The organism is Polaromonas sp. JS666 (genome assembly GCF_900103405.1).
Classification (GTDB): Bacteria; Pseudomonadota; Gammaproteobacteria; order Burkholderiales; family Burkholderiaceae_C; genus Polaromonas.
The window spans coordinates 342,632-365,499 of sequence record NZ_FNHX01000003.1 but is presented as its reverse complement, the minus strand read 5'-3'; the positions used below and the strand labels follow the sequence as shown (position 1 = coordinate 365,499).

Annotated in this window: 23 protein-coding genes; 15 read left to right on the top strand and 8 right to left on the bottom strand. The window is 65.8% G+C overall.

Features of this window, described 5'->3' with window-relative positions; all coding sequences use genetic code 11:
* Positions 1 to 138: 138 nt before the first annotated feature.
* The 3 genes from hutI to hutC form a co-directional block, all read right to left on the bottom strand.
* Positions 139 to 1,353 (bottom strand): imidazolonepropionase, encoded by a 1,215-nt coding sequence (gene hutI / locus BLQ85_RS09930; protein ID WP_074576370.1) that lies wholly within the window; start codon positions 1,351 to 1,353, stop codon positions 139 to 141.
* Positions 1,350 to 1,886 (bottom strand): HutD/Ves family protein, encoded by a 537-nt coding sequence (locus BLQ85_RS09925; protein WP_254806395.1) that lies wholly within the window; start codon positions 1,884 to 1,886, stop codon positions 1,350 to 1,352. The genes hutI and BLQ85_RS09925 overlap by 4 nt, the downstream gene beginning before the upstream one ends.
* Before the next feature lie 79 nt (positions 1,887 to 1,965).
* Entirely contained in the window at positions 1,966 to 2,676 is a 711-nt protein-coding gene (gene hutC, locus BLQ85_RS09920) for a histidine utilization repressor (RefSeq protein WP_074576366.1), read from the bottom strand.
* A gap of 199 nt (positions 2,677 to 2,875) precedes the next feature.
* Here hutC and hutU point away from each other — a divergent pair, with 199 nt between their 5' ends.
* The 8 genes from hutU to BLQ85_RS09880 are packed head-to-tail and all read left to right on the top strand — an operon-like array spanning position 2,876 to position 11,595.
* Positions 2,876 to 4,582 (top strand): urocanate hydratase, encoded by a 1,707-nt coding sequence (gene hutU, locus BLQ85_RS09915; RefSeq protein ID WP_074576819.1) that lies wholly within the window; start codon positions 2,876 to 2,878, stop codon positions 4,580 to 4,582.
* A gap of 6 nt (positions 4,583 to 4,588) precedes the next feature.
* Entirely contained in the window at positions 4,589 to 5,602 is a 1,014-nt protein-coding gene (locus BLQ85_RS09910; RefSeq protein ID WP_074576364.1) for an ornithine cyclodeaminase family protein, read from the top strand.
* A gap of 22 nt (positions 5,603 to 5,624) precedes the next feature.
* Complete coding sequence (locus BLQ85_RS09905) at positions 5,625 to 6,443, top strand: phosphate/phosphite/phosphonate ABC transporter substrate-binding protein (RefSeq protein ID WP_254806394.1); 819 nt, start codon at positions 5,625 to 5,627, stop codon at positions 6,441 to 6,443.
* The gene (locus tag BLQ85_RS09900; RefSeq protein WP_074576359.1) at positions 6,443 to 7,411 is read left to right on the top strand and encodes a Bug family tripartite tricarboxylate transporter substrate binding protein; all 969 of its coding nucleotides are present in this window, start codon (positions 6,443 to 6,445) and stop codon (positions 7,409 to 7,411) included. Before BLQ85_RS09905 ends, BLQ85_RS09900 begins: the two co-directional genes overlap by 1 nt.
* 37 nt (positions 7,412 to 7,448) lie before the next feature.
* Positions 7,449 to 8,993 (top strand): histidine ammonia-lyase, encoded by a 1,545-nt coding sequence (hutH, locus tag BLQ85_RS09895; RefSeq protein ID WP_074576357.1) that lies wholly within the window; start codon positions 7,449 to 7,451, stop codon positions 8,991 to 8,993.
* Positions 8,994 to 9,045: 52 nt separating this feature from the next.
* Positions 9,046 to 10,002, top strand: coding sequence for an ABC transporter substrate-binding protein (locus BLQ85_RS09890; RefSeq protein ID WP_074576355.1), 957 nt, complete (start codon positions 9,046 to 9,048; stop codon positions 10,000 to 10,002).
* 10 nt (positions 10,003 to 10,012) lie between these two features.
* Complete coding sequence (locus BLQ85_RS09885; RefSeq protein ID WP_074576352.1) at positions 10,013 to 10,792, top strand: ABC transporter permease; 780 nt, start codon at positions 10,013 to 10,015, stop codon at positions 10,790 to 10,792.
* Positions 10,789 to 11,595, top strand: coding sequence for an ABC transporter ATP-binding protein (locus tag BLQ85_RS09880; protein ID WP_074576350.1), 807 nt, complete (start codon positions 10,789 to 10,791; stop codon positions 11,593 to 11,595). Before BLQ85_RS09885 ends, BLQ85_RS09880 begins: the two co-directional genes overlap by 4 nt.
* 9 nt (positions 11,596 to 11,604) lie before the next feature.
* Here the strand turns inward: BLQ85_RS09880 and BLQ85_RS09875 are convergent, their stop codons facing one another.
* Entirely contained in the window at positions 11,605 to 12,567 is a 963-nt protein-coding gene (locus BLQ85_RS09875) for a YeiH family protein (RefSeq protein WP_074576348.1), read from the bottom strand.
* Between the two features lie 314 nt (positions 12,568 to 12,881).
* On the opposite strand from BLQ85_RS09875, the gene BLQ85_RS09870 reads away from it, so the two are divergent.
* The 5 genes from BLQ85_RS09870 to BLQ85_RS09850 are packed head-to-tail and all read left to right on the top strand — an operon-like array spanning position 12,882 to position 17,560.
* On the top strand, positions 12,882 to 13,763 hold the full coding sequence (locus BLQ85_RS09870; protein ID WP_074576346.1) for a glycine betaine ABC transporter substrate-binding protein: 882 nt from the start codon (positions 12,882 to 12,884) through the stop codon (positions 13,761 to 13,763).
* A 51-nt stretch (positions 13,764 to 13,814) separates the two neighbouring features.
* Positions 13,815 to 15,335 carry an HAL/PAL/TAL family ammonia-lyase gene (hutH, locus tag BLQ85_RS09865; RefSeq protein WP_074576344.1) on the top strand — a complete coding sequence of 507 codons (1,521 nt, stop codon included), beginning with the start codon at positions 13,815 to 13,817 and terminating at the stop codon, positions 15,333 to 15,335.
* Positions 15,332 to 15,955, top strand: a complete 624-nt coding sequence (locus tag BLQ85_RS09860; protein WP_074576342.1) for an ABC transporter permease — start codon at positions 15,332 to 15,334, stop codon at positions 15,953 to 15,955. Before hutH (BLQ85_RS09865) ends, BLQ85_RS09860 begins: the two co-directional genes overlap by 4 nt.
* Positions 15,956 to 15,971: 16 nt before the next feature.
* A complete protein-coding gene (locus BLQ85_RS09855) occupies positions 15,972 to 16,613 on the top strand; it encodes an ABC transporter permease (RefSeq protein ID WP_074576340.1) in 642 nt (213 codons plus the stop codon).
* Positions 16,610 to 17,560, top strand: coding sequence for an ABC transporter ATP-binding protein (locus BLQ85_RS09850; protein WP_074576338.1), 951 nt, complete (start codon positions 16,610 to 16,612; stop codon positions 17,558 to 17,560). Before BLQ85_RS09855 ends, BLQ85_RS09850 begins: the two co-directional genes overlap by 4 nt.
* On the opposite strand, the gene BLQ85_RS09845 is transcribed toward BLQ85_RS09850, so the two are convergent.
* The 3 genes from BLQ85_RS09845 to BLQ85_RS09835 all read right to left on the bottom strand — a co-directional run bounded on the left by BLQ85_RS09845 (position 17,557) and on the right by BLQ85_RS09835 (position 20,032).
* Positions 17,557 to 18,951, bottom strand: coding sequence for an MFS transporter (locus BLQ85_RS09845; RefSeq protein WP_074576336.1), 1,395 nt, complete (start codon positions 18,949 to 18,951; stop codon positions 17,557 to 17,559). The two genes, BLQ85_RS09850 and BLQ85_RS09845, sit on opposite strands and share 4 nt — an antisense overlap.
* A 237-nt stretch (positions 18,952 to 19,188) precedes the next feature.
* On the bottom strand, positions 19,189 to 19,761 hold the full coding sequence (locus BLQ85_RS09840; RefSeq protein WP_074576333.1) for a hypothetical protein: 573 nt from the start codon (positions 19,759 to 19,761) through the stop codon (positions 19,189 to 19,191).
* 49 nt (positions 19,762 to 19,810) lie between these two features.
* The gene (locus BLQ85_RS09835) at positions 19,811 to 20,032 is read right to left on the bottom strand and encodes a CsbD family protein (protein WP_074576330.1); all 222 of its coding nucleotides are present in this window, start codon (positions 20,030 to 20,032) and stop codon (positions 19,811 to 19,813) included.
* A 245-nt stretch (positions 20,033 to 20,277) separates the two neighbouring features.
* On the opposite strand from BLQ85_RS09835, the gene BLQ85_RS09830 reads away from it, so the two are divergent.
* Both BLQ85_RS09830 and BLQ85_RS09825 read left to right on the top strand, forming a co-directional pair.
* Complete coding sequence (locus BLQ85_RS09830) at positions 20,278 to 20,694, top strand: MarR family winged helix-turn-helix transcriptional regulator (protein WP_074576328.1); 417 nt, start codon at positions 20,278 to 20,280, stop codon at positions 20,692 to 20,694.
* Positions 20,695 to 20,774: 80 nt separating this feature from the next.
* Positions 20,775 to 21,173 carry a tautomerase family protein gene (locus tag BLQ85_RS09825; RefSeq protein ID WP_074576326.1) on the top strand — a complete coding sequence of 133 codons (399 nt, stop codon included), beginning with the start codon at positions 20,775 to 20,777 and terminating at the stop codon, positions 21,171 to 21,173.
* A gap of 6 nt (positions 21,174 to 21,179) precedes the next feature.
* Here the strand turns inward: BLQ85_RS09825 and BLQ85_RS09820 are convergent, their stop codons facing one another.
* The gene (locus BLQ85_RS09820) at positions 21,180 to 22,814 is read right to left on the bottom strand and encodes an ABC transporter permease (protein ID WP_074576324.1); all 1,635 of its coding nucleotides are present in this window, start codon (positions 22,812 to 22,814) and stop codon (positions 21,180 to 21,182) included.
* Between the last annotated feature and the right edge of the window lie 54 nt (positions 22,815 to 22,868).

Here is a 22,868-nt window from a genome sequence, read left to right as displayed (position 1 = left end):
TTGGCTGGGAATGCTTGTTTCTTTTTTGGAGTCCGGCAGGCGAACTCCGCGCCATGGCCGCCCGCCCAGGCGAGACAGCTCAGGCGCCGACGCGTGACGGTCCACGCGCCGGCGCGGTGCACCGGCGTACGGCAACATTCATAGCAACCGGCCTTTGAAGACAGTTTGCAGGCGCGGGTTGGCGCCCAGGGCGTAACTGAGTTCGGCCGGCCGCTGGACACCCCACAACACAAAGTCGGCCCGTTTGCCGGCCGCCAGCTGGCCTCGGTCGTGCAGGCCCAGGGCCGCTGCCGCATGGCGTGTGACGCCGGCCAGCGCCTCTTCGGGCGTGAGGCGAAACAGCGTGCAAGCCATGTTGAGCATCAGCAGCAAGGAGGTGCAGGGCGAGCTGCCCGGGTTGCAGTCGGTGGAAATCGCCATGGCCACGCGTTGCTCGCGCAGCAGGGCCACGGGCGGCAATTTGGTTTCGCGCAAAAAGTAGAACGCGCCGGGCAGCAGCACCGCCACCGTGCCGGCCGCCGCCATGGCCTGCGCGCCTTCGGGCGACAGCCATTCAAGGTGGTCGCAGCTGAGCGCGCCATAACGCGCCGCCAGTTGCGCGCCGCCGCTGTCGCTGAGCTGCTCGGCATGCAGCTTGACCGGGATGCCCAGCGCTTTCGCCGCGGCGAAGACACGTTCGGTCTGTGCAGTGCTGAAGGCGATGCGTTCGCAAAAGGCATCGACCGCATCGACCAGGCCTTCAGCATGCAGCAGCGGCAGCATTTCAAGCACGGCATCAACATAGGCGTCGCTACGGCCGGCGAATTCGGTGGGCACGGCGTGCGCGCCCAGGAAGGTGGTGCGGACGTCCACCGCGTGGCTTTGCCCCAGCGCGCGCGCGACCGACAGCGTCTTGCGCTCATGCTCGAGCGCCAGGCCATAGCCGGACTTGATCTCCAGCGTGGTCACACCTTCGGCGATAAGTTGTTTGAGTCGGGTTTCACTTTGCGCCTGCAGTTGCTGCGCGCTGGCGGCGCGCGTTGCCTTGACGGTGGAGGCGATGCCGCCGCCGGCACGAGCGATTTCTTCGTAACTGACCCCGTTCAGGCGCAATTCAAATTCATAGGCGCGGTCCCCGCCATAGACCAGGTGGGTGTGGCAATCGATCAGGCCGGGCGTGATCAGCGCGCCGCCCGCATCATGCCGTGCCGTGCAGCGCGCCAGCAAATCGGCCGGCACATCCGCGCGCGGGCCTATCCAGGCGATGGACTCGCCCTCCACCACCAGCGCGGCGTCTTCGATCAAGCCATAGGGCTGGTCGGCACCGGCCTGCAGCGTGGCGGCATTGCAATGTGTCCATAGTTGCAAGCTCATGCGGGAATCTCCATCCAGAGGGCTTGCCCTGCAACACGCACGGCAGCGCTGGCCGCCACCGTGCGCCAGGCCAGGCTGGCGGGGGCCAGCTGCAGTGTTTCTTCATCGAACAGCACGGTTGCGGCCGAGCTATGGGCATAGACCGCAATGGTGATGCCGGCATGCAGGGTTTCGGCAAAGCGCCCGTCCACACGCAGCATGCGCGAGGGCTTTGGGCCCCTGCGCACCATGAGGTTGAAGTCGCGCGTCTTGCCATCTACCAATTCGCAGCCTGTCGCCGCCCCACCGTCAAAAAAAAGCGGCGCATCGGCAGTGGTCACACGGTGCGGCACACCCGCCACATCGAGTTGCACACCCGCGCCTTCAAGCACCGCGAACCAGCGCTCTATGCCCTCGAATTTCGAGAAAGGGCCGCTTGCGTCCACGTCGGCCACCGACATGCGCCAGGCCCAGTCGCCGGCGTCGGGCCCCATGGCCAGCTCGCGCGTGACGCCGCCGCCATTGCGCCAGGGTGTGGCAGAAATGTCTTCCAAGCGAACGATATTCCAGGTCACGAACGAAACCTCCGCGCTGCTGCGCTACGGTACGAGTCCTTGGGGCGGCCCGGCGGTCTCATGCCTGAAACTTCCCGGCAAAGCTGTAGCGCGAGCCCGGGTAGACCAGGCGCGCCACACTGGCGATGTTGGCGCCGCTCACGGTGCGGCGCATCATGGCCAGGCAGGCCTCACCGGGTTTGATCTCCAGGTGTTTGGCCTCCAGCGCGGAGGGCAGGCAGGCTTCTATCGAATAGCTGGCCTCGGTCAGGGGCGCCTCGGCCAGCAGGTGGTGTGTGGGTGTGGTCTCGCTGAAATCGGTTTCCAGGTAGTGCGGCGCCGCGGCGGGGTTGACGTAGCGGTCTTCGTACTGGATGGGTACACCGTTTTCAAGGTGGATCAGGATGGTGTGGAACACCCGCCCGCCCGGCCTGAGGCCCAGGGTGCGCGCCAGGTCGGCGCTGGCTTTTTCGGATTCGGCCAGCAGCACGCGCGAGGTGTGCACATGGCCGCGCTCCGCCACTTCCTCGTGAATGTCACGAATGGTAAGCGTGGAAGAAATACGGTGCAGCTCGGCGACAAAGGTGCCGGAGCCCTGCACGCGCGTGACCAGGCCCTCGCCCATGAGCTCGCGCAATGCGCGGTTCACCGTCATGCGGCTCACGCCGAACTGCTCCATCAGCACGGCTTCGCTGGGCACCGGGTCGCCGGGCTTCCAGGTGCCGGCGCTGATGCGTTTTTTGATGAATGCCTTGACTTGGCCGTAGGCGGGCAGGGGTGTGGTGGCCATGGTTCAGCGCAATGTTCGCGGATGTAAGAAAAAAACATTGTCACGCAAAAAGCCGCCGGGCAAGCCTTGCGCGCACAAACCGTAGCTTACCCCAGTTGACACAAGTTGTATAGACAACTACGATTTATGCCAATCGCCCATTCCGCTATTTTTTTGAACACTTCCGAGTGTTTTGTTTTTTTATTTCCGGAGCAGCCCCATGTCCGACCTTTCCCAAACCCCGTTTCTCGACAGCAAGGCCCGCCCCGTGCGCGCGCCCCGCGGCAGCACGCTGAGCTGCGCCAACTGGCAGATCGAGGCGGCCTACCGCATGATCCAGAACAACCTGGACCCGGAAGTCGCCGAAAACCCCGACGAGCTGGTGGTCTACGGCGGCATCGGCAAGGCCGCGCGCAGCTGGCCGGCCTTTGACGCCATCCTCGATTCCCTGCGCAAGCTCAAGGCCGACGAAACCCTGCTGGTGCAGTCGGGCAAGCCGGTGGGCGTGTTCCGCACCCACCCGGGCGCGCCGCGCGTGCTGATCGCCAACTCCAACCTGGTGCCCAAGTGGGCAACCTGGGAACACTTCAACGAGCTGGACCGCGCCGGCCTCATGATGTACGGCCAGATGACGGCCGGCAGCTGGATCTACATAGGCACCCAGGGCATCGTGCAGGGCACCTATGAAACCTTTGTGGAGGCGGGCCGCCAGCATTACCACGGCGATCTCGCGGGCCGCTGGGTGCTGACCGCCGGCCTGGGCGGCATGGGCGGCGCGCAGCCGCTGGCCGCCACCTTTGCCGGCGCCTGCTCGCTCAACATCGAGTGCCAGCAGTCAAGCATCGACTTCCGGCTGCGCACGCGCTACGTCGACAAGCAGGCCAAGGACCTTGACGAAGCGCTGGAGATGATCAAGCACCACACCTCGCGCAAGGAGGCCGTCTCCATCGCGCTGTGCGGCAATGCGGCCGAGATCGTTCCCGAACTGGCCAAACGCGCCAAGGCCGGCGGCATGCGCCCGGACATCGTGACCGACCAGACCTCGGCCCACGACATCATCAACGGCTACCTGCCGGCCGGCTGGACGGTCGCGCAATGGAAGGCCGCGCAAAAAGACCCGGCCCAGCATGCGGCGCTGACGCAGGCGGCCGGCGAATCCTGCGCGGTGCACGTCAAGGCCATGCTGGCCTTCCATGAGATGGGCATTCCCACGGTGGACTACGGCAACAACCTGCGCCAGGTCGCCAAGGACTTCGGCGTGGCCCAGGCTTTTGACTACCCCGGTTTTGTGCCGGCCTACATCCGCCCGCTGTTCTGCCGCGGCGTGGGCCCCTTCCGCTGGGTGGCGCTTTCGGGCGACCCGGAAGACATCAAGAAGACCGACGCGAAGATGAAAGAGCTCTTCCCGGCCAACAAACACCTGCACCGCTGGCTGGACATGGCCGAGGAGCGCATCGCCTTCCAGGGCCTGCCGGCACGCATCTGCTGGATAGGCCTGGGCGAGCGCCACCTCGCGGGCCTGGCTTTTAACGAGATGGTCAAAAACGGCGAGCTCAAGGGCCCCATCGTCATCGGCCGCGACCACCTGGACAGCGGCTCCGTCGCCTCGCCGAACCGCGAGACCGAAGCCATGAAGGACGGCAGCGATGCGGTGAGCGACTGGCCGCTGCTCAATGCCCTGCTCAACACCGCCAGCGGCGCGACCTGGGTCAGCCTGCACCATGGCGGCGGCGTGGGCATGGGCTACTCGCAGCATTCGGGCGTGGTCATCGTCTGCGACGGCACGGCCGAGGCCTCTGAAAAATTAAGCCGCGTGCTGTTCAACGACCCGGCGACCGGCGTGATGCGCCATGCCGATGCGGGTTACGACATCGCCAAACAAAGCGCCAAAGACAACGGGCTGAACCTGCCCATGATGGGAAGCTGAACCGATATGTCCGACAGCACCGCCGAGATCCATCTCACCTATCTGAACCACCCCGACGTCCAGGCCCTGGCCCTGACCGATGCCGAGATCATCGCCGCCGTCGAGCAGGCGCTGCACGCGCAGGGCAACAAGCAGACGACGATCGAGCCGCGCATGCACCTGGTGCCGGAGAAAGACTACCCCGGCCACTTCAATGTGCTGCGTGGCTATATACGCCCGCTGGGCCTGGCCGGCGTGAAGGTGGTGGGCGACTTCTACAAGAACTACGAACAGGGCCTGCCGTCCGAGCTGGCCGTGCTCAACCTGTTCGATCCCAAGAACGGCTCGCCGATCGCCATCATCGACGCCTCGGACATCACCGACATGCGCACCGGCGCCATCACCGCGCTGGGCGCCAAGCACCTGGCGCGCAAGAACTCGAAAATCCTGGGCCACATAGGCGCGCGCGGCACCTCTTACTGGAACGTGCGCCTGCTCGATTCCATCTATAACTTCGACGAGATCCGCGTGCATTCGCGCCGGCCCGAAAGCCGCAAGGCCTTTGCCGCCAAACTCGAAAAAGACCTGGGCAAAAAAATCACCGTGACCGAGGACTGGGAGTCCTGCGTGCGCGGCGCCGACATCGTGGTCGAGGCCTCGCGCCTGGAAAAACCCACGCCCATGCTCAAGACCGAGTGGATCAAAAAAGGCGCTTGTGTGATTCCCTACGGCACCATGAGCGCGGTCGAGCTTTCGCTGACCGACATCATGGACAAGATGGTGATGGACGACTGGGGCCAGGCCAAGGCCGGCCCGCTGGGCGCGCTTCGCGCCCATGTGGACGCCGGCAAGCTGTCGGAGGCCACGCTGCATGCCGAGCTGGGCCAGATCGTCGCGGGCCTCAAGCCCGGCCGCGAAAGCGATGACGAGACCAATCTGTTCTGGCACCGCGGCCTCTCGCTGTCGGACATCGCGCTCGGCGCCTTCATGCTGGAAAAAGCCAAACGCATGGGCCTGGGGCAAAAGCTGCGCTTTCGCTGAAGGGGCCGGCATGGTGCACGCCGTGAAATCCACGCAGGCGCTGGTCGCCAATGCCCGCATGTATTCGGCCACGCCGGCGGTCAAGGCCGACTGGAAGGCCTTGCTGGCCTGGGTGATGGCGCGCGCGGGCCTGCCCTGGGACCTGATCGACTACGACGCGCCCGCGCCACTGTCCGTGCTGTGGGCGCGCAACGACCTGGGCCTGGCCATGATGTGCGGCCTGCCCTTCGCACAGCGCGGCGAGCGGCCCACATTGGTCGCCGCGCCAATTCCTTCGCCGGCCCGCTATGGCGGCAAACCGGTCTACTTCACGGACATCGTGGTGCGCGCCGATGCACCCTACCGCACACTCGAAGACACTTTCGGCGGTGTGATCGGCTACACCCTGGCCGATTCCATGTCGGGCGGCGTGGCGCTGCGCCACCACCTCGCGCCCTACCGCCAGGCCAAAGGTTCGCGCCTGTACCGCCAGGCCGTGGGCGAACTGATCAACGCGCGCGGCGTGATCGCGGCGCTGGCCGAAGGCCGCATAGACGCCGGCCCGCTGGACAGCTATTACCACGACCTGCTCAAGGCGCACGACCCGGGTTTTGCGGCGCAGGTACGCACACTGGCCAGTACAGCGCCGCTGCCGATTCCGCCGCTGGTGGCCACCGCTGCCTTGCCGGCTGAAACGCTGCAAGCCTTGCGCGCCGCCTTGCTGGCCAGCGCCACGGCAGCCGAACTCGCGCCGCTGATGCAGCGCCTGCTGCTTGCGGGTTTTGCCTTTCCCGACCCTAACGACTACACGCCGCTGGCGGCCATGGACGGCGGGCCCGCGCCCACACTGGATGAGATCTGATGCAGCTGTTCACACGATCCGCATTTCTGGCCTTGCTGATGGCCGCCGTCTCCTTGGGCGCCGCGGCACAGACCTACCCGTCCAAGCCGCTGCACGTCATCGCACCGTTTCCGCCCGGTGGCCCGGTCGACGCGCTGGGCCGCGTGCTGGCCCAAGGCCTGTCAGAAGCCATGGGCCAGCCGGCCGTGGTCGAGAACAAGGTGGGCGCGGCCGGCAACATCGGTATTGAGCAGGCCGCCAAGGCGGCGCCCGACGGCTACACCCTGGCCATCGTCCCCTTGGGCAATATCGCGGTCAACCCGGCGCTGTATCCCAACCTGCCCTACAAGGCCGCCGACCTCGCGCCCGTCACCATGCTGGCCACGGTGGAGAACGTGCTGGTGGTCAACAGCGCCGTACCGGCCCGCTCGCTCAAGGAGCTGCTCGCGATGGCCGCGCAAAAACCCGGCGGCATCAGTTTTGCCTCGCCGGGCGCCGGCAGCCAGGCGCACCTGGCCGGGGAGTTGCTGGCATTGAACGGCGGCGTGCAGCTGCTGCATGTGCCTTATAAAGGCATAGGCCCGGCGCTCAATGATTTGCTGGGCGGCCAGGTCACCATGATGTTCGCGCAGATGTCCTCGGTGCTGCCCCACATCAAGAGCGGCAAGCTGCGCGCGCTGGGTGTGGCCAGCCTCAAGCGCTCGCCCGTGATGCCCGAGACACCGACGATTGCCGAGCAGGGCCTGCAGCGTTTTGAGGCCGTGTCCTGGTATGCGCTGATGGTGCCCGCCGGCACGCCGCGCGCCGTCATCGACAAACTCAACGGCGAAACCGGCAAGCTCTTCGCAACGCCCGCGCTCAAGGAAAAACTGGCCGCACTGGGCATGGATGCCGCACCCGGCAAGCCCGCCGAGCTGGCCGCCGCGATCCAGGCCGACACCCAACGCTGGACCGAGGTGATACGGCAAAAAAACATCAAGCCCGAGTAAGCGCGCCTCCCCTCACTTTTTTCATCCTGGCAACACCATGACCCTTACCATCCAACCCGGCCGGCTGACCCTGGCCCAGCTGCGCGACATCCACACCCAGCCACAGACGCTCGCAATCGACCCTTCCGCCACGGCCGGCATACGTGCCAGCGCGGCCCTGGTGCAAAAAGCCGCCCACGGTGGTGATGCCGTCTACGGCGTGAACACCGGCTTCGGCAAGCTGGCCAACCAGCGCATTGCGCAGGCCGACCTGGAGACCCTGCAGCTCAACCTGCTGCGCTCGCATGCCGTGGGTGTGGGCGAGCCCATGCCCGAGCGCGTGGTGCGCCTGGTGCTGCTGCTCAAGGCCGCGAGCCTGGCGCGCGGTTACTCGGGCGTGCGCGAAACCGTCATAGACACGCTGATGGCGCTGTACAACAAGGGGCTGACACCGGTGATTCCCTGCCAGGGCTCGGTGGGCGCATCCGGCGACCTCGCGCCGCTGGCCCATTTGTGCCTGCCGCTGATTGGCGAAGGCGAGGTCTTCTACCAAGGCAAACGCATGGCCGCCGCCGATGCGCTCAAGCAAGCCGCCATCACGCCGGTCAAGCTCTCGGCCAAAGAGGGCCTGGCGCTGATCAACGGCACGCAGGTGTCGACCGCGCTCGCGCTGGACGCGCTGCTGGCCACCGACCGGTTGTTTGAAGCGGCCGTGATCTCAGGCGCCGTCACGCTGGATGCCGCGCGCGGCAGCGACGGCCCCTTTGACCCGCGCATCCACGCGGTGCGCGGCCAGCCGGGGCAGATCGCCTGCGCCGCCGCTTACCGCGCCATCATGGTGGGCAGCGAGATACGCCGCTCGCACCTCGAAGGCGACGACCGCGTGCAGGACCCCTATTGCCTGCGCTGCCAGCCGCAAGTCATGGGCGCCTGCCTGGACCAGATGCGCTATGCCACCGAGGTGCTGATGCGCGAAGCCAATGCGGTGACCGACAACCCGCTGGTGTTTGCCGAGGACGAGACACTGCTCTCGGGCGGCAACTTCCATGCGGAGCCGGTTGCCTTGGCCTGCGATGCGCTGGCCGTGGCGATTGCCGAAATCGGCGCCATCACCGAGCGCCGCATCGCCATGCTGGTGGACACCGTGGCTTCGCGCTTGCCGGCTTTCCTGACGCCCGAGCCCGGCCTGAACTCCGGCTTCATGATCGTGCATGTCACCGCTGCCGCACTGGCCTCGGAAAACAAGTCGCTGGCGCATCCGGCCAGCGTGGACAGCCTGCCCACCTCGGCCAACCAGGAAGACCATGTGAGCATGGCCACCTTCGCGGCGCGCCGGCTGCAGCCCATGCTGCGCAATACCGAATACATCGTGGCCATCGAGCTGCTGGCCGCGGCGCAGGGCATTGAGTTTTTGCGCCCGCTCAAAAGCTCGGCGGTGCTTGAAGGCGTGCTGCAACTGGTGCGCCAGGTCTCGCCGGCCATGATGCATGACCGCAGCCTGGCGCCCGACATTGAAAGCGTGCACCAATTGGTGGCGGGCGGGCGCATAGGCCTGGCCGGAGAGGCGCAAATCACCGAGTTAACCGCCTTGCGGCTGGCATGAAGCCTGCATACATTAGCCGTATTCCAACCGCTATCTACACAGGAGCCTCTTCATGAAACAACAACTCGCCCTCTCCCTGCTGGCCGCCGCTGCCGCCCTTGCCATGGGCGCCGCCCACGCGCAGGAGACCAAGGTCGCCGTCGGCATTTCGGGCTGGACGGGTTTTGCCCCGCTGACCCTGGCCAAGGAAGCCGGCATCTTCAAGAAAAACGGGCTGGACGTTTCCATCAAGAAGATCCCGCAAAAAGACCGGCACCTCGCGATTGCCTCGGGTGACGTGCAGTGCGCCGCGACCACGGTGGAGACCTGGGTGGTGTGGAATGCCAACGGCGTGGCCACCACGCAGATCTTCCAACTCGACAAAAGTTACGGCGCCGACGGCATGGTGGTGAAACCCGCCATTGCCAAGATCAGCGACCTCAAGGGCAAGACCGTGGCCGCGAGCGCGCCCGGTACCTCGCCCTACTTCGCCCTGGCCTGGATGCTCAAGAAAAACGGCATGAGCACCAAGGACGTGAAGGTCGTCAACCTCGAACCGCAGGCCGCGGCCAACGCCATGATCGCGGGCACCGACGGCATTGATGCCGCGATGACGTACGAACCGTACCTTGGCGCGGTGCGTGCCAAACCCGAGGCCGGCAAGATACTCGCCACCACGCTGGACTACCCCATGGTGATGGACACCTTCGGCTGCACGCCCAAGTTCCTGGCGGAAAACCCCAAGGCCGCCAAGGCCCTGGCCGACAGCTACTTCGACGCCGTCGAGATGATCCAGAAAGAGCCCAAGAAAAGCTTTGAGATCATGGGCGCTGACGTGAAGCAAAGCGGCGAAGCCTTTGAGGCCTCGTCCAAGTACCTGCGCTGGCAGGACCGCGCCGCCAACCAGAAGTTCTTTGCCGGCGAGCATGCCGCCTTCAGCAAGGAAGCCGCCGAGCTGCTGATGGAAGCGGGCATCATCAAGTCGCTGCCCGATATGGGCAAGCTGGCTGATACACGCTTCTTGAAGTAAGCGCGAACGCATGCGGCCCCTGCAACCCGTCTCCCCCGGCGCGCGCATCGCGCTGGGTATGAGCTTCTTCGTTCTGTTTTTTACCGTGTGGGCCGTCTTCACGCTGGGCGGCTATGTCTCCAAGACCTTCCTGGCCGACCCCATCACCATGGTGAGGTCGGGCTACGAGCTATTGGTGAACCAGGGTTTCATCAAGGACATCGGCATGACGGTCTGGCGCGTGCTGGGCGGTTTTGCGATTGCCGCCTTGCTGGCCGTGCCCCTGGGCGTGATGATGGGCGCCTACAAGCCTGTTGAGGCTTTTTTTGAGCCCTTTGTGAGCTTTGCGCGCTACCTGCCGGCATCGGCCTTCATTCCGCTGCTCATCCTCTGGGCCGGCATTGGCGAGGCGCAAAAGCTGTCGGTGATTTTTATCGGCTCCTTCTTCCAGCTGGTGCTGATGATTGCCGTGAGCGTGGGCAACACGCGGCGCGACCTGGTGGAGGCGGCCTATACGCTGGGCGCCGCCGACCGCGGCATCGTGGTGCGCGTGCTGCTGCCCAGCGCCGCACCCGAGATCGCCGAGACCCTGCGCATGGTGCTGGGCTGGGCCTGGACCTATGTGATCGTCGCGGAGCTGATTGGCGCGTCCAGCGGCATAGGCCACATGATCACCGACAGCCAGGCACTGCTGGCGACCGACCAGATCATCTTCGGCATCATCGTGATCGGTGTCTTCGGCCTGGTGACCGACCTGGCATTTAAAGCGCTCAATCGCAAACTCTTTCCGTGGGCACAGCTAGGCCGATGACTTCTTCCACACCGATACTGACCGTCACCCAGCTGTCGAAAACCTTCGCGGCCAGCAAGGGCCCGGGTACCGTGGCGTTGCAAGCAACGGACCTGAGCGTCGCCGAGAACGACTTCATCACCATCCTGGGCCCCTCGGGCTGCGGCAAGTCCACCCTGCTGCGCATGGTGGCCGGGCTGGACACGCCCAGCAGCGGCAGCATTGTGCTGGACGGCAAACCCATCACCGGCCCGGGCGCCGACCGCGGCATGGTGTTCCAGAGCTATACCCTGTTTCCCTGGCTCAGCATTTTGCAAAACGTCTGCTTCGGCCTGCGCGAAAAAGGCCTGGCGCTGGACGCGCAGCTGGACATCGCCCACCAGTTCATCAAAAAGGTGGGGCTCCAGGGTTTTGAAAACCACTTCCCCAAGCAGCTCTCAGGCGGCATGCAGCAGCGCACCGCGCTGGCGCGGGCCCTGGCCAACAACCCGCGCATCCTGCTGATGGACGAGCCCTTTGGCGCGCTGGACCACCAGACGCGCGAGCTGATGCAGGAGCTGCTGCAGGGCATCTGGGAGGCCGAGCAGAAAACCGTGCTGTTTGTGACGCACGACATCGACGAAGCCATCTTCATGGGCAGCCGTGTGGTGGTGATGAGCGCGCGGCCCGGCCGCATCAAGTGCGACGTCGCCGTGCCGCTGGCACACCCACGCCACTACTCGGTCAAGACCACGCCGGTGTTCACCGAACTCAAGGCACGGCTGACCGAAGAGATACGCGTGGAAGTGCACCGCGCGGCGGGCTTGCAGGCGCCGGCCGCCTGAGGCGCAGGCTTACAAGCCGAGCCGCAGCGCCATCACCGCGCCCAGCACCAGCGCGGCGATAAAAATCGTTTCACCCACCAGCATGGCCACGGGCTGCCAGCCCAGCTTCATGAGGTCTTCAAAACTGGTCTTGATGCCCGCCGCCGCGATGGCGGTGACCAGCAGCCAGCGCGAGGTGTCGCTGGCGGCCTGGGTCATGGCCGGCGTAAAAGCGCCTATGGTGGCCAGCAACACCAGCACGATGAAGGCCAGCAGGAAACCGGGGACCAGCGGCACTTCCTCGTCCACCGCCTTGGCATCGGGGTGCTTGCGGTAGCTGATGGCGATCAGCAGCACGATGGGCATCAGCAGCATCACGCGGAACAGCTTGACCACGGTGGCCGTGTCGCCGACCTCGGGGCCCAGCATCATGCCGGCCGCCACCACCTGCGCCACGTCGTGGATGGTGCCGCCCAGGAAGATGCCGCCCTGCGCGGGCGCCAGGCCTATGAGCTTCAAGGCAAAGGGGTACAGAATCATGCTCAGGGTGGAGAGCACCGTGACACCGACCACGGTCAGCAGCGTAAAACGCTCGTTCTCCTTGGTCTGCGGCAGCACCGAGGAAATCGCCAGCGCGGCGGACGCGCCGCAGATGGCGACGGCGCCGCCCGAGAGCACGCCCTGCTCGCGCGGGCGCTTCAGCCATTTCGCCAGCAGCAGGCCGAAGGCGATGGTCAGCGCCACCGCCGCCACGATGACCAGCGCCGTCCCCACGCCCAGCTTGGCCACCTGCGTCAGCGTGATGCGCGCGCCCAGCAGGGCCACGCCGACGCGCAGCAGCGTACGGCCGCAAAAGTCCACGCCGGTCTTGACCTTGGGGTTGCTGTTGAGGAAATGGAAGGCCAGGCCTATCAGCAGCGCATACAGCAGCTGGGGTCCGCCGTAATGTTCGGACAGAAAGGTCGCCGCCAGCGCGATGACCACACACACCATGGCGCCAGGCACGCTGGCTTTCAGGAGGGAAACGGAAGGAAGAAAAGACACTGGAGGTAGGGCCGGGGCCTAGACCGGGAATGGGGCAAAAAAATGCCGGCGGCAGGGCTTCCGGCTGTTGTCTGGCTTATGCGGGAATCGGCTATCACCGGGTGATTTTCCGTCTTGCACGCACTATTACCATATGCTACTATTATTAGGTTGTATATACAAGTTGGGGTGCTAATGGCACCAGGATGGCGTGCTTTTCGGGCACGGGATGTGCATGCAACGGGCCAGAAGATTCCTCGTTTCAACTTCTTTCGGAGACCCCCATGAAGATCAGCAAACTTTTGGCCTTGTCCGCGTTCGCGATGGCCGCTTTCGCGCCGCTCGCCTCCCACGCCCAGCAAGCCGTGCGCGTCGGCTCCAAAAACTTCACCGAGCAGTTCGTGCTGGCCGAAATCTACGCGCAGGCGCTGGACGCCGCGGGCATCAAGACCGAGAAAAAGCTCAACCTGGGCGGCACGCTGATCGCCCAGAAGGCGATGGAAGAAAAGCAGATCGACTTCTACCCTGAATACACCGGCACCATGCTGCTGGCCGTGCTCAAGCAGGAGCCCATGACCGACGCCAAGGCGGTGTACGACAAGGTCAAGGAAGGCTACGCGAAGATGGGTTTTGTGCTGCTCAACCAGTCCAACCTGAACAACGGCTATGTGATGGTGGTGCGCCCCGACACCGCGCAGAAGCTCAAGCTTGAAACCCTGTCCGACCTGGCCAAGGCCGCCAAGGACCTGAAGGTCGGCGCCGGCCCCGAGTTCCGCGACCGCAAGGACGGCCTGCCGGGCCTGAAGGCCAAGTACGACATGGTCTTCGGCGAAGACCTGCAGATGGCCATAGGCCTGCGCTACCAGGCGCTCAAGAACGACCAGATCCAGGTCGTCAACGGTTACTCCACCGACGGCATGATCAGCGCCATGAAGCTCAAGCGCCTGCGCGACGACAAGAGCCTGTGGCCACCGTATTTTGTGGTTCCGGTGATCCGCAAGGAAGTGCTGGACGCCAACCCCAAGATCGGTGACGTGCTGAACCGCGTGAGCGCCCTGCTCGACGAGTCCTCCATGGCCCAGATGAACTACCAGGTTGACGGCGACAAGCTCGAACCCAAGGACGTGGCCCGCGACTTCCTGAAGTCCAAGGGACTGGTCAAGTAAGCCTTCTTTCTTTGACGCTCCCCGCACCATCACCGTGAAAGTTCGTACGCCATGACAGTCGCGGTCGGGGAACAATGGCTGGGCATCAACGACCTGGTGCGCGTGGCGCGCAGCGGCGAGCCCGTTTCGCTGGCGCCCCAGGCGCGCGAGCGTGTCGTCGCGGCGCGCGAACTGGTGATGCGCCTGGCCACCTCGGGCCAGGCGATTTACGGCCTCAATTCCGCACTGGGCGCCAATACCGGTGCGGTGCTGGCCGAAGGCGACCTTGAGGACTACCAGCGCCGCGCCGTGCGCGCCCGGGCCGTGGCCGTGGGCCCGGCTTATGACAAAACGTCCGTGCGCGCCATGCAGTTTGCGCGCATCGCGGGCCTGTCGCGCGGCGGCTCGGGTGTCTCCCCGGCGGTGCTGGACGCCTGCATCAACTTGCTGAATTTCCAGGTGCATCCGGTGGTGCCGCGCTTCGGCTCCATAGGCGTGGCCGACCTGCCCCAGCTTTCTCACCTGGCCTTGCCGCTGTTCGGTGAGGGCCAGGCCGAGGTGCGCGGTGAAGTATTGGACGGCGCCGCCGCGCTGGAACGCGCGGGCCTGCAGCCCGTGAGCCTGGGCGCCAAGGACGGCCTGGCGCTGATCAGCGCCAACGCGGCCACCACGGCGCGCGCCGCGCTGGTGCTGCACGACACCCAGGTGGCGCTGGACGCCTGGCTGGCCGCCGTAGCGCTCGGTTATGAAGGTTTCCGGGCCAACCTGTCGCCGCTGCACCCCGCGGCGGTGGCAGCCCGCCCCGCCGCCGGCCAGGTGGAAGTGGCGCGCCGGCTGCGCGAGCTGCTCAAGGGCAGCGCGCTGCTGGAGCCGGATGCCGCGCGCCGTGTGCAGGACCCGGTGTCCATGCGTGTGGTGCCGCAGGTGCATGGCGCCGCGCGCGACATGGTGGATGCGGCCTGCGCGCAGGTCGAGATCGAACTCAACAGCGCGGCCGACAGCCCGCTGGTGCTCACCGAGCAAGGCGTGATGCTTTCCAACGGCAACTTCCACGTGCCAGCCCTGGCTTTGGCGCTGGACGCCTCAGCGATCGCGCTGGCACAGGCGGCCAGCATGTCGGTCTCGCGCAGCCAGCGTTTCATGTCGCCGGCGCTGACCGGCCTGCCCTTGCAGCTCACGCGCCACGGCCCGGCCCATTCGGGTTTTGCGACGGTGCAAAAAACCCTGACCGCGCTCTGGGCCGAGGTGCGGCTGCGCGCCAATCCCGGCTCGCTTGATTACCTGCCGGTGTCCGAAGCACTCGAAGACCATGCATGCATGGCGCTGGGCGTGGCGGAAAAACTCGGTGAACTGGTGGAGCGCCTGCGCTACCTGATCGCCATCGAGCTGCTGGTCGCGGCCCAGGCGGTGGACCTGCGCGAACTCAAACCCGCCCAGATGGGCGAAGGCACGCGGCGCACCTTTGAGCAGGTGCGCAAGCTGGTTCCCATGCTGGACCAGGACCGTCCGCTGGGTCCGGACATAGACCGCATCCAGAGCGCCGTCGCCGCGGGCGTGTTCGGCCCTGAAAGCGCCAAGGCGGCGGGCGCATGAACTGGTTTTTGCGCAACTGGCCCGACGTGCTGCACTCGCTGTGGGAGCACGTCGCGATCTCGCTGACGGCCCTGGCCATCGCTTTCGCCATCTCGCTGGTGATCGGCATCGTCGCCGCGCGGCGTGAAAAGCTCTATGGCACGGTGATGACGGTCTCGGGCTTTCTGTACACGATTCCGACGCTGGCTTTCCTGGCCTTCCTGATTCCCGTGGTGGGCCTGGGCCGCGCAAACGCCATCATCACCATGGTGGCCTTCTCGCTGATGATCCTCATCCGCAGCGTGGCCACCGGCATACGCGAGGTGCCGGCCGACATCATCGACGCGGCGCGCGGCATGGGCATGAACAAGGCGCAGATCATGCGGCGCATAGAGCTGCCGCTGGCCTTGCCGTTGATTGTGGCCGGCCTGCGCGTTTCGGCCGTGACCGTGATCAGCGTGACGGTGGTGGCCGCCTACGTGAATGCGGGCGGGCTGGGCACGCTGATCTTCAACGGCATCGCGAGCGACCACCCGGCCAAGATCTGGACCGGCGCGCTGACGGTCTGCCTGCTTTCCGTCGTCGTCGACCTGGGCCTGGCCCTGCTCGAGCGTCGGCTGAAAAACCGGCGCGCAGCCTGAACACCGAGAGGCCTTGATGCTTGCCGACGCCTGGAACTATGTCCTGTCGCACCCCGCGCAGTTTTACCGCGCGCTGGGGGTGCATGTCGCGCTGTCGGCCTCGGCGCTGCTGATCGCCGCGCTGGTCTGCATTCCGGCCGGTATTGCCGTCGCGCGCAAGAACGGCCTGTCGCTGGCCGTGGTGAATGCCGCGAATGTGGGGCGCACCCTGCCCTCGCTGGCCGTGCTGGCGCTGGTGATGCCGATACTGGGCACCGGTTTCGCGCCGGCGCTGTTCGCCCTCACGCTGATCGCCTTGCCGCCCATCGTGACGCACACCATCGTCGGCATGCGCGGCGTGGACGCGGATGCGGTGGATGCCGCCATCGGCATGGGGATGACACGCGCCGCCCTGCTATGGCGCGTCGAGTTACCCATGGCCATGCCGGTGATCTTTGCCGGCCTGCGCACGGCGGCGGTGCAAATCATTTCCGGCGCCGTGCTGGCGGCCTTTATTGGCGGCGGCGGGCTGGGCGACTTCATCACCGCCGGCATCGCCATGATGGCTGTTCCCCAGCTGCTGGTGGGCGCCATCCCGGTGGCGCTGCTGGCCCTGGGCACCGATTTTCTTTTTGGCGCGCTGCAGCGCCGCATGACTCCGCAAGGGCTTCGCGCATGATCACACTGGACCGCCTCACCAAGTCCTTCGGCGGCAGCGCCCAGTCGGCCGTCGACGGGCTTTCGCTGACCGTCAACACCGGCGAAATCTGCGTGCTGATAGGCCCCTCCGGTTGCGGCAAGACCACGACCATGCGCATGATCAACCGCATGGTCGAGCCCGACTCGGGCCGCATCGAAGTCGGCGGTCGCGACGTCACCAAAATCGATGCGGTGGAGCTGCGCCGCTCCATCGGCTATGTGATCCAGCAGGTGGGCCTGTTCCCGCACATGACCCTGGCCGAGAACGTGGCCACCGTGCCCAGGATGCTGGGCTGGGATTCGGCCCGCATCGCCAAGCGTGTGGACGAGCTGCTGGCGCTGGTCCATATGGATCCGGCCATCTACCGCAACCGTTTTCCGCGCGAGCTCTCGGGTGGGCAGAAGCAGCGTGTGGGCGTGGCGCGGGCGCTGGCGGCGGACCCGCCGGTGATGCTGATGGATGAGCCCTTCGGCGCCATAGACCCGATCACGCGCGCGCGCCTGCAGGACGAGTTTTTGCGCATACTGCGCGAGCTTGGCAAGACCATTGTGTTTGTCACGCATGACATCGACGAGGCCATACGCATGGGCTCGCGCATCGCCATCCTGCGCAGCGGCAAGGTGGTGCAGTACGACACGCCGGAGCGCATCCTCTCGCACCCGGCCGACGCCTTTGTCGAAGCCTTTGTGGGCGGCGACCGCTCGCTCAAGCGGCTGGCCCTGCTGACGGCCGGCCCTTATGTGGAAAGCGGCACGCCCGCCGCTGGCGCACCGCGCCTGCCGGCCGCAACGCCGCTGCGCGATGCCTTGTCGGCCATGCTGGATGCGGGTGCCAATGAGGCCGCGATTGTGGGCGAGCAGGGCCAGCCCCTGGGGCGCGTCACGCTGCAAACCATCCAGCAGGCTGCCGCGGTCGCGCGTACTTAAACCTGCCGCATCCTGAGGCCGCTGCAGACGCCGGCCAGCGCCGCGAAGCCGGCCGCCAGCCACAGCGCCACAAAGGAGCCATGGCCGCCCTGCGGGTCGAACATCGCAAAAATCATCGCCAGCAGGACCGCGCCCAGCGTCTGGCCGGTCAGGCGCGCCGTGCCCAGCATGCCGCTGGCGCCGCCGCTGCGATGCGGCGGCGCCGAGGTGATGATGGTGTGGTTGTTGGGTGACTGGAACAGGGCGTAGCCCACGCCGCACAGCGCCATGCGCCAGACGATGTCGAGCTGCGACGGATGCGTCGGCAGCACCGCCAGCAGGGCAAGGCCCAGCGCCAGCAAGGCCATGCCCAGGCTGCCCAGCAGGCCGCCCGAGTAGCGCCCTATCAGCCGCCCTACCACCGGCGACGCCACCACAATGGCCAGCGGCCAGGCCGTCAGCAGCAGGCCGGCCTGCAGGTGGCTGAAGCCGTAGTGGCCCAGCAGCAGGAAAGGCAGGCTCACATAAGCCAGGGTCTGCGCGCAGAAAGCACCGATCGAGGTGCCCATGGACAGCGCGAAGACGGGAATGCGCAGCAAATCCAGCGGGAACAGCGGCAGGGGTTGAGCCAGCTGGCGCCGCACATAGATCACGCCGACGACAATGCCGGCGGCCAGTTCGGCCAGCGGCAGCCACAGCGAAGCGGCGGGCGCGCCGCCCGGCACGGCCTCGGCGCGCACGCCCAGGCCGTCGACGCCGAGGAACACCAGGCCGAACATCAGCGCATTGAGCAACACATCGAGCGGGGCCAGGCGCAGGCCCTCAGCCCTGGACGGGTTGTCGGGCAGGGCTTTGCGGCCCAGCCACACCGACAACAGGCCGAAAGGCACGTTGAGCGCGAACAGCCAGGGCCAGGAAGCCACCGAAAGAATGCCCGCCGCAACCGAAGGCCCCGCCACCGAGGCCGTGGCCACCACCAGCGAATTGATCGCGATGCCGCGGCCCAACAGGTGCCTGGGATAGATGAGGCGCACCAGCGCCGTGTTCACACTCATGAGGCCGGCCGCGCCCAGGCCCTGCAGCACGCGGGCCAGCGCCAGCGTGGTCAGCGAGTCGGCCATCGCGCAGGCGGCCGAGGCCAGCGTGAACACCGCGAGGCCCACCAGGTAGACGCGGCGGTAGCCGACGATGTCGCCCAGCGTGGCCAGGGGCAGCAGCAATGCCAGCGTGGCGACCTGGTAGGCGTTGATGACCCAGATGGACTGCGCGGGCGTGGCATTGAGCTCGCGCGTGATGTCGGGCAGCGCCAGGTTGACGATGGTGCCGTCGAGCACCGCCATGACGATGCCGAGAATGATGACCAGCAGCGCAGGCAGTCGCTGGCCCGCGGGCAAACCATCCTGAACAAGCATTAAGGCCTTTGGTAGGGGGCGGGCGGCAAGGGAATCCCGGCGGCCGCGAAGTGCCCATTCTAGGAGCGCGGCCCAAAGCGGGCCCGGGACAGCGCCCTTGTCCCAGCGCCTTGCTTGGGAAAGCCGCGGGCCCGGGTAGCAAGGCGCGCCAGATGTGACAAATCCCGGCCTGCGGGGCAGGGCCGGGATTTGCCTGTGAGCGAGTGCGCCCGCGGGTGCCGCTGGCGCGGCCCCCGATTACTTCATGCCGTACTTGGTCTTGGCGTCATTCTGGCAGCCGTCCTTGGCCGCGCCGGTCAGAGCATCGCAACGCTCCTTGGCGGCCTTGTACTCGGCATCGCGTTTTTCGGAGTTGGCCTCCTTGCGGGTGTCGGCCATTTTTTCACTCTTGTCCTTGCTGGTGTCGGCCGAGGTCTTCACCACCTTGGCGTCTTCCTTGGCTTTCACATGGGCGGCCTTGGCGTCCTTGATGCAGACGTCCTTGGCGTTGCCCTTCTGGTCGTCGCACTTTTCCTTGGCCGTGTCGTAAGCGGCATCTGCCTTGGCGAAGGCGACTTTTTCGGTGTTGCGCGGGCTGGGCTTGTACTGCGCTTCAAGTTCAGCCTTGGCGACCTTCTCAACGCCCTTGGCTTCAGAAATACAGATGTCCTTGGCGTTGTCCTTCAGCGTTCCGCATTTGTCGCGGCTGGCCTTGTAGTCGGCCGAGATACGGTCTTCCTGGGCCTTGTACTCTTCCTTGGTCAACGCCATGGCGTTGCCGGCGAAAGCACAGGACATCACGGCAGTCAGCATCAACAGTCTGGTCTTCATGGGTAGCTCCTTGGGATGGTGTGGATCGTTATGGATGAAGGGAGGCGGCTCAGTAGCGCTCGAAGAAGTCCGTCGGGTTGCGGTCTTTCCAGACGGCAACCTGTTTTTCGGCCTCTTCCTTGCTGATGCCGTGGCGCTCCTGGATCTTGCCGAGCAGCTGTTCGCGCTTCCCGGCGATCACCTCAAGGTCGTCATCGGTGAGCTTGCCCCACTGTTCCTTGACCTTGCCCTTGAACTGGCGCCAATTGCCTTGCATGCGTTCCTGGTTCATGGCTTTCTCCTCGAAAGGGTTGACGAATTCGCCCGTAGACCGCAAGCACGCTTGCAGGCAACGGGCGGCATGGATTCACCTTAGGAGCTATCCCTTGCGGCCGCCGTAGGCCCGCGTATTCGATGGGCGTAGGTTCATGCTTACAGCCCTGCTGCGGCACCCGCATGAAGGCTTTGCGCATTCTTTGCGACCATGAGTTTCGCATGTAGTTGCATAGCTAATTAATTTCTGCTACGATGCCTTCCATGTTTGACCACTGCCTTTATTTCAATACCACCGCGCTGGCCCGCCTGGTCGACAAGGAGTGGACGCTGGCCTTCAAGCCTTTCGGCGTCACGCCCTCGCAGGGCTTCATGCTGCGCCTGGTGCTCAAGCAACCGGGCATGCCGCAGCACGAGATCGCCGACGAGCTGACGATCTCGCGCCCCACGGCCACGCGCCTGCTCGACGGCCTGCAGGCGCTGGGGTTGGTAGAGCGCAGGAGCCTGGAGTCCGACGGCCGGCACTGGGCGGTGTTTCCCACGGCGCAGGCCGAGGCCATGCATGCCGGCATCAACAAGGCCAGCGGCGAGGTGACACGCCGCATCCAGCAACAGATCGGAAAGGAGAACTTCGATGAAACCGTAGCCCGCGTGAGGAGCGTGTCTTCCGCGCTCAAATAAACCGTCCCCTCCTGTTTCCTTTTTTTTGCCCTAATAGTTGCATAGCTAACTAATTATTTTTAACCCACCGGAGAAATCACATGCCCATCCTCAACGTCAAAGTCAGCCAGTCCGCCAGCCCCCAACTGACGAACGCCATCGCCGAAACCCTGCTGGAGCTGACCACGCGCATCCTGCGCAAGAAACGCGAACTCACCGCCATCGCGATCGACTTCGTGCCGCCCGAGCACTGGATCGTGGGCGGCAGCACGCTGGCCAGCCAGGGCAAGAACAGCTTTTATTTCGACATCAAGGTGGTGGACGGCACCAACACCAAGGACGAGAAGGCGCAGTACGTGGCCGAGGCCTTTGCCGCCTTCAGCAAGCTGCTGGGCAATGTGCACGAGGAAAGCTACATCTATGTGCACGACGTGCGCGCGGAGGCCTACGGCTTTGGCGGCCTCACGCAGGAATACCGCTACATCAAGGCCAAGGCCTGAATCTGCTCACTGTTTGGAGCGCAAGGTGCGGCTCAGCAGCGCGACGGGCAGCAGGCCCACCAGCACCAGGGCCAGCGCGGGCAAGGCGGCCTCGCCCAGGCGCTCGTCGCGCGCGAGCTGGTAGGTGACCACCGCCAAGGTATCGCTGTTGAAGGGCCGCAGCACCAGCGTGGCGGGCAGCTCCTTCATGACATCGACAAACACCAGCAGGCCGGCCGCGGCGACCGAGCGCTTGAGCAGCGGCCAGTGCACGCGCGCGAGTATGCCCAGACCGGGCGTGCCCAGCATGCGCGCGCTGTCGTCAAAGCTCACGGGAATGCGCGAATAGCCGCTTTGCAGGCTTTGCAGGGCCACGGCGCTAAAGCGCACCAGGTAGGCCCAGACAATGCCCAGCACGGTGGCCGTGACCCAGTAGCCTACGCCGGTTTGCGGCGCGGCCGCCTGCAGCCAGCCCACGGGCAGCAGCAGGCCGACCACGATGACCGCGCCGGGCACCGCATAACCGAGGCTAGCCAGCTGCAGCGCCGCGCGCGCCAGCGCGTGCGGCTTGCGGCGCACCGCAAAGGCCAGGCCGAAGGCCAGGCCCGTGGCCAGCAGCGCGCTCAGGCCCGCGAGCCAGACGCTGTTCAAGGCCCAGCCGAAGAATTTGTCCCACAGGAGATTGTCCCAACCCAGGATGAGCGGGCGCAGCATGAAGAGCACGGGCAGCACAAAACCCAGCGCGATGGGCACGGCGCACACCAGCCAGGCCGACAAGGCGCGAGCCCCCTGCAGCTGTACCGGCGCCGCGTCCTGCGCGCCGGCACGCGCGCCGCGGCCGGTGGCAAAGCGCATGCGTTTTTGCGCGCCGTGCTCCACCCACAGCAGCAGCGCGACAAAAAACAGCAGCACCGTGGCCAGCTGGGCGGCGGCAATGCGGTTGTCCATGGACAGCCAGGCTTTGTAGATGCCGGCGGTAAAGGTCTGGATGCCGAAATAGCTGGAGACACCGAAGTCGGCCAGGGTTTCCATCAGCGCCAGTGCCACGCCGGCGGCCACGGCCGGGCGTGCCAGCGGCAAGGCCACACCACGAATACGGCGCGAGAGCGGCGCGCCCAGCAGCCGGGCCGCTTCCATCAGGTGCACGGCGCGCTCCGACAAGGCGGTGCGCGCCAGCAAATAAACGTAGGGGTAAAGCGCCACGGTGAACACCAGCACCGCGCCGCCCAGGCTGCGGACTTCGGGCAGCAGCCGGCCCTGCAGGCCGAAGGACGCGCGCAGCCAGGATTGCAGCGGGCCGGCGTACTGCAGGAAGTCGGTGTACGCATAGGCCAGCACATAGGCCGGCATGGCCAGCGGCAGCAGCAGCGCCCATTCAAACACCCGGCGCCCCGGAAACTCGAACAGCGTCACAGCGCTGGCCGTCGCCATGCCCACCAGTGCCACGCCGAAAGCCACGCTGAGGCACAGCAGCAGGGAGGTGGCGGTGTAGTCGGGCAGCACCGTCTGCAGCATCTGGACCAGGATGGATTGCGCCTGGGCATCGAACTGCAGCCAGGACAGCCCCACGGCCACGACCGGCAGCGTGAGCAGGGCCACCAGCAGGAAAAGCACGGCGGAAGGCACGACGGAAGGAATGGCGGAAAAAAAGCGGCGCAGCATGGGGACCCGGAAAAAGGCCTCTGCAGCAAGAGGCCCTCCCCCTCGCTGCGCGCG

Bases quoted from the DNA above. Each gene is read 5' to 3' on its own strand.
- hutI (WP_074576370.1), bottom strand. From the start codon at position 1,353: ATGAGCTTGCAACTATGGACACATTGCAATGCCGCCACGCTGCAGGCC.
- hutC (WP_074576366.1), bottom strand. From the start codon at position 2,676: ATGGCCACCACACCCCTGCCCGCCTACGGCCAAGTCAAGGCATTCATC.
- hutU (WP_074576819.1), top strand. From the start codon at position 2,876: ATGTCCGACCTTTCCCAAACCCCGTTTCTCGACAGCAAGGCCCGCCCC.
- BLQ85_RS09910 (WP_074576364.1), top strand. From the start codon at position 4,589: ATGTCCGACAGCACCGCCGAGATCCATCTCACCTATCTGAACCACCCC.
- BLQ85_RS09900 (WP_074576359.1), top strand. From the start codon at position 6,443: ATGCAGCTGTTCACACGATCCGCATTTCTGGCCTTGCTGATGGCCGCC.
- hutH (WP_074576357.1), top strand. From the start codon at position 7,449: ATGACCCTTACCATCCAACCCGGCCGGCTGACCCTGGCCCAGCTGCGC.
- BLQ85_RS09890 (WP_074576355.1), top strand. From the start codon at position 9,046: ATGAAACAACAACTCGCCCTCTCCCTGCTGGCCGCCGCTGCCGCCCTT.
- BLQ85_RS09885 (WP_074576352.1), top strand. From the start codon at position 10,013: ATGCGGCCCCTGCAACCCGTCTCCCCCGGCGCGCGCATCGCGCTGGGT.
- BLQ85_RS09880 (WP_074576350.1), top strand. From the start codon at position 10,789: ATGACTTCTTCCACACCGATACTGACCGTCACCCAGCTGTCGAAAACC.
- BLQ85_RS09875 (WP_074576348.1), bottom strand. From the start codon at position 12,567: ATGGTGTGTGTGGTCATCGCGCTGGCGGCGACCTTTCTGTCCGAACAT.
- BLQ85_RS09870 (WP_074576346.1), top strand. From the start codon at position 12,882: ATGAAGATCAGCAAACTTTTGGCCTTGTCCGCGTTCGCGATGGCCGCT.
- hutH (WP_074576344.1), top strand. From the start codon at position 13,815: ATGACAGTCGCGGTCGGGGAACAATGGCTGGGCATCAACGACCTGGTG.
- BLQ85_RS09860 (WP_074576342.1), top strand. From the start codon at position 15,332: ATGAACTGGTTTTTGCGCAACTGGCCCGACGTGCTGCACTCGCTGTGG.
- BLQ85_RS09855 (WP_074576340.1), top strand. From the start codon at position 15,972: ATGCTTGCCGACGCCTGGAACTATGTCCTGTCGCACCCCGCGCAGTTT.
- BLQ85_RS09850 (WP_074576338.1), top strand. From the start codon at position 16,610: ATGATCACACTGGACCGCCTCACCAAGTCCTTCGGCGGCAGCGCCCAG.
- BLQ85_RS09845 (WP_074576336.1), bottom strand. From the start codon at position 18,951: ATGCTTGTTCAGGATGGTTTGCCCGCGGGCCAGCGACTGCCTGCGCTG.
- BLQ85_RS09840 (WP_074576333.1), bottom strand. From the start codon at position 19,761: ATGAAGACCAGACTGTTGATGCTGACTGCCGTGATGTCCTGTGCTTTC.
- BLQ85_RS09835 (WP_074576330.1), bottom strand. From the start codon at position 20,032: ATGAACCAGGAACGCATGCAAGGCAATTGGCGCCAGTTCAAGGGCAAG.
- BLQ85_RS09830 (WP_074576328.1), top strand. From the start codon at position 20,278: ATGTTTGACCACTGCCTTTATTTCAATACCACCGCGCTGGCCCGCCTG.
- BLQ85_RS09825 (WP_074576326.1), top strand. From the start codon at position 20,775: ATGCCCATCCTCAACGTCAAAGTCAGCCAGTCCGCCAGCCCCCAACTG.
- BLQ85_RS09820 (WP_074576324.1), bottom strand. From the start codon at position 22,814: ATGCTGCGCCGCTTTTTTTCCGCCATTCCTTCCGTCGTGCCTTCCGCC.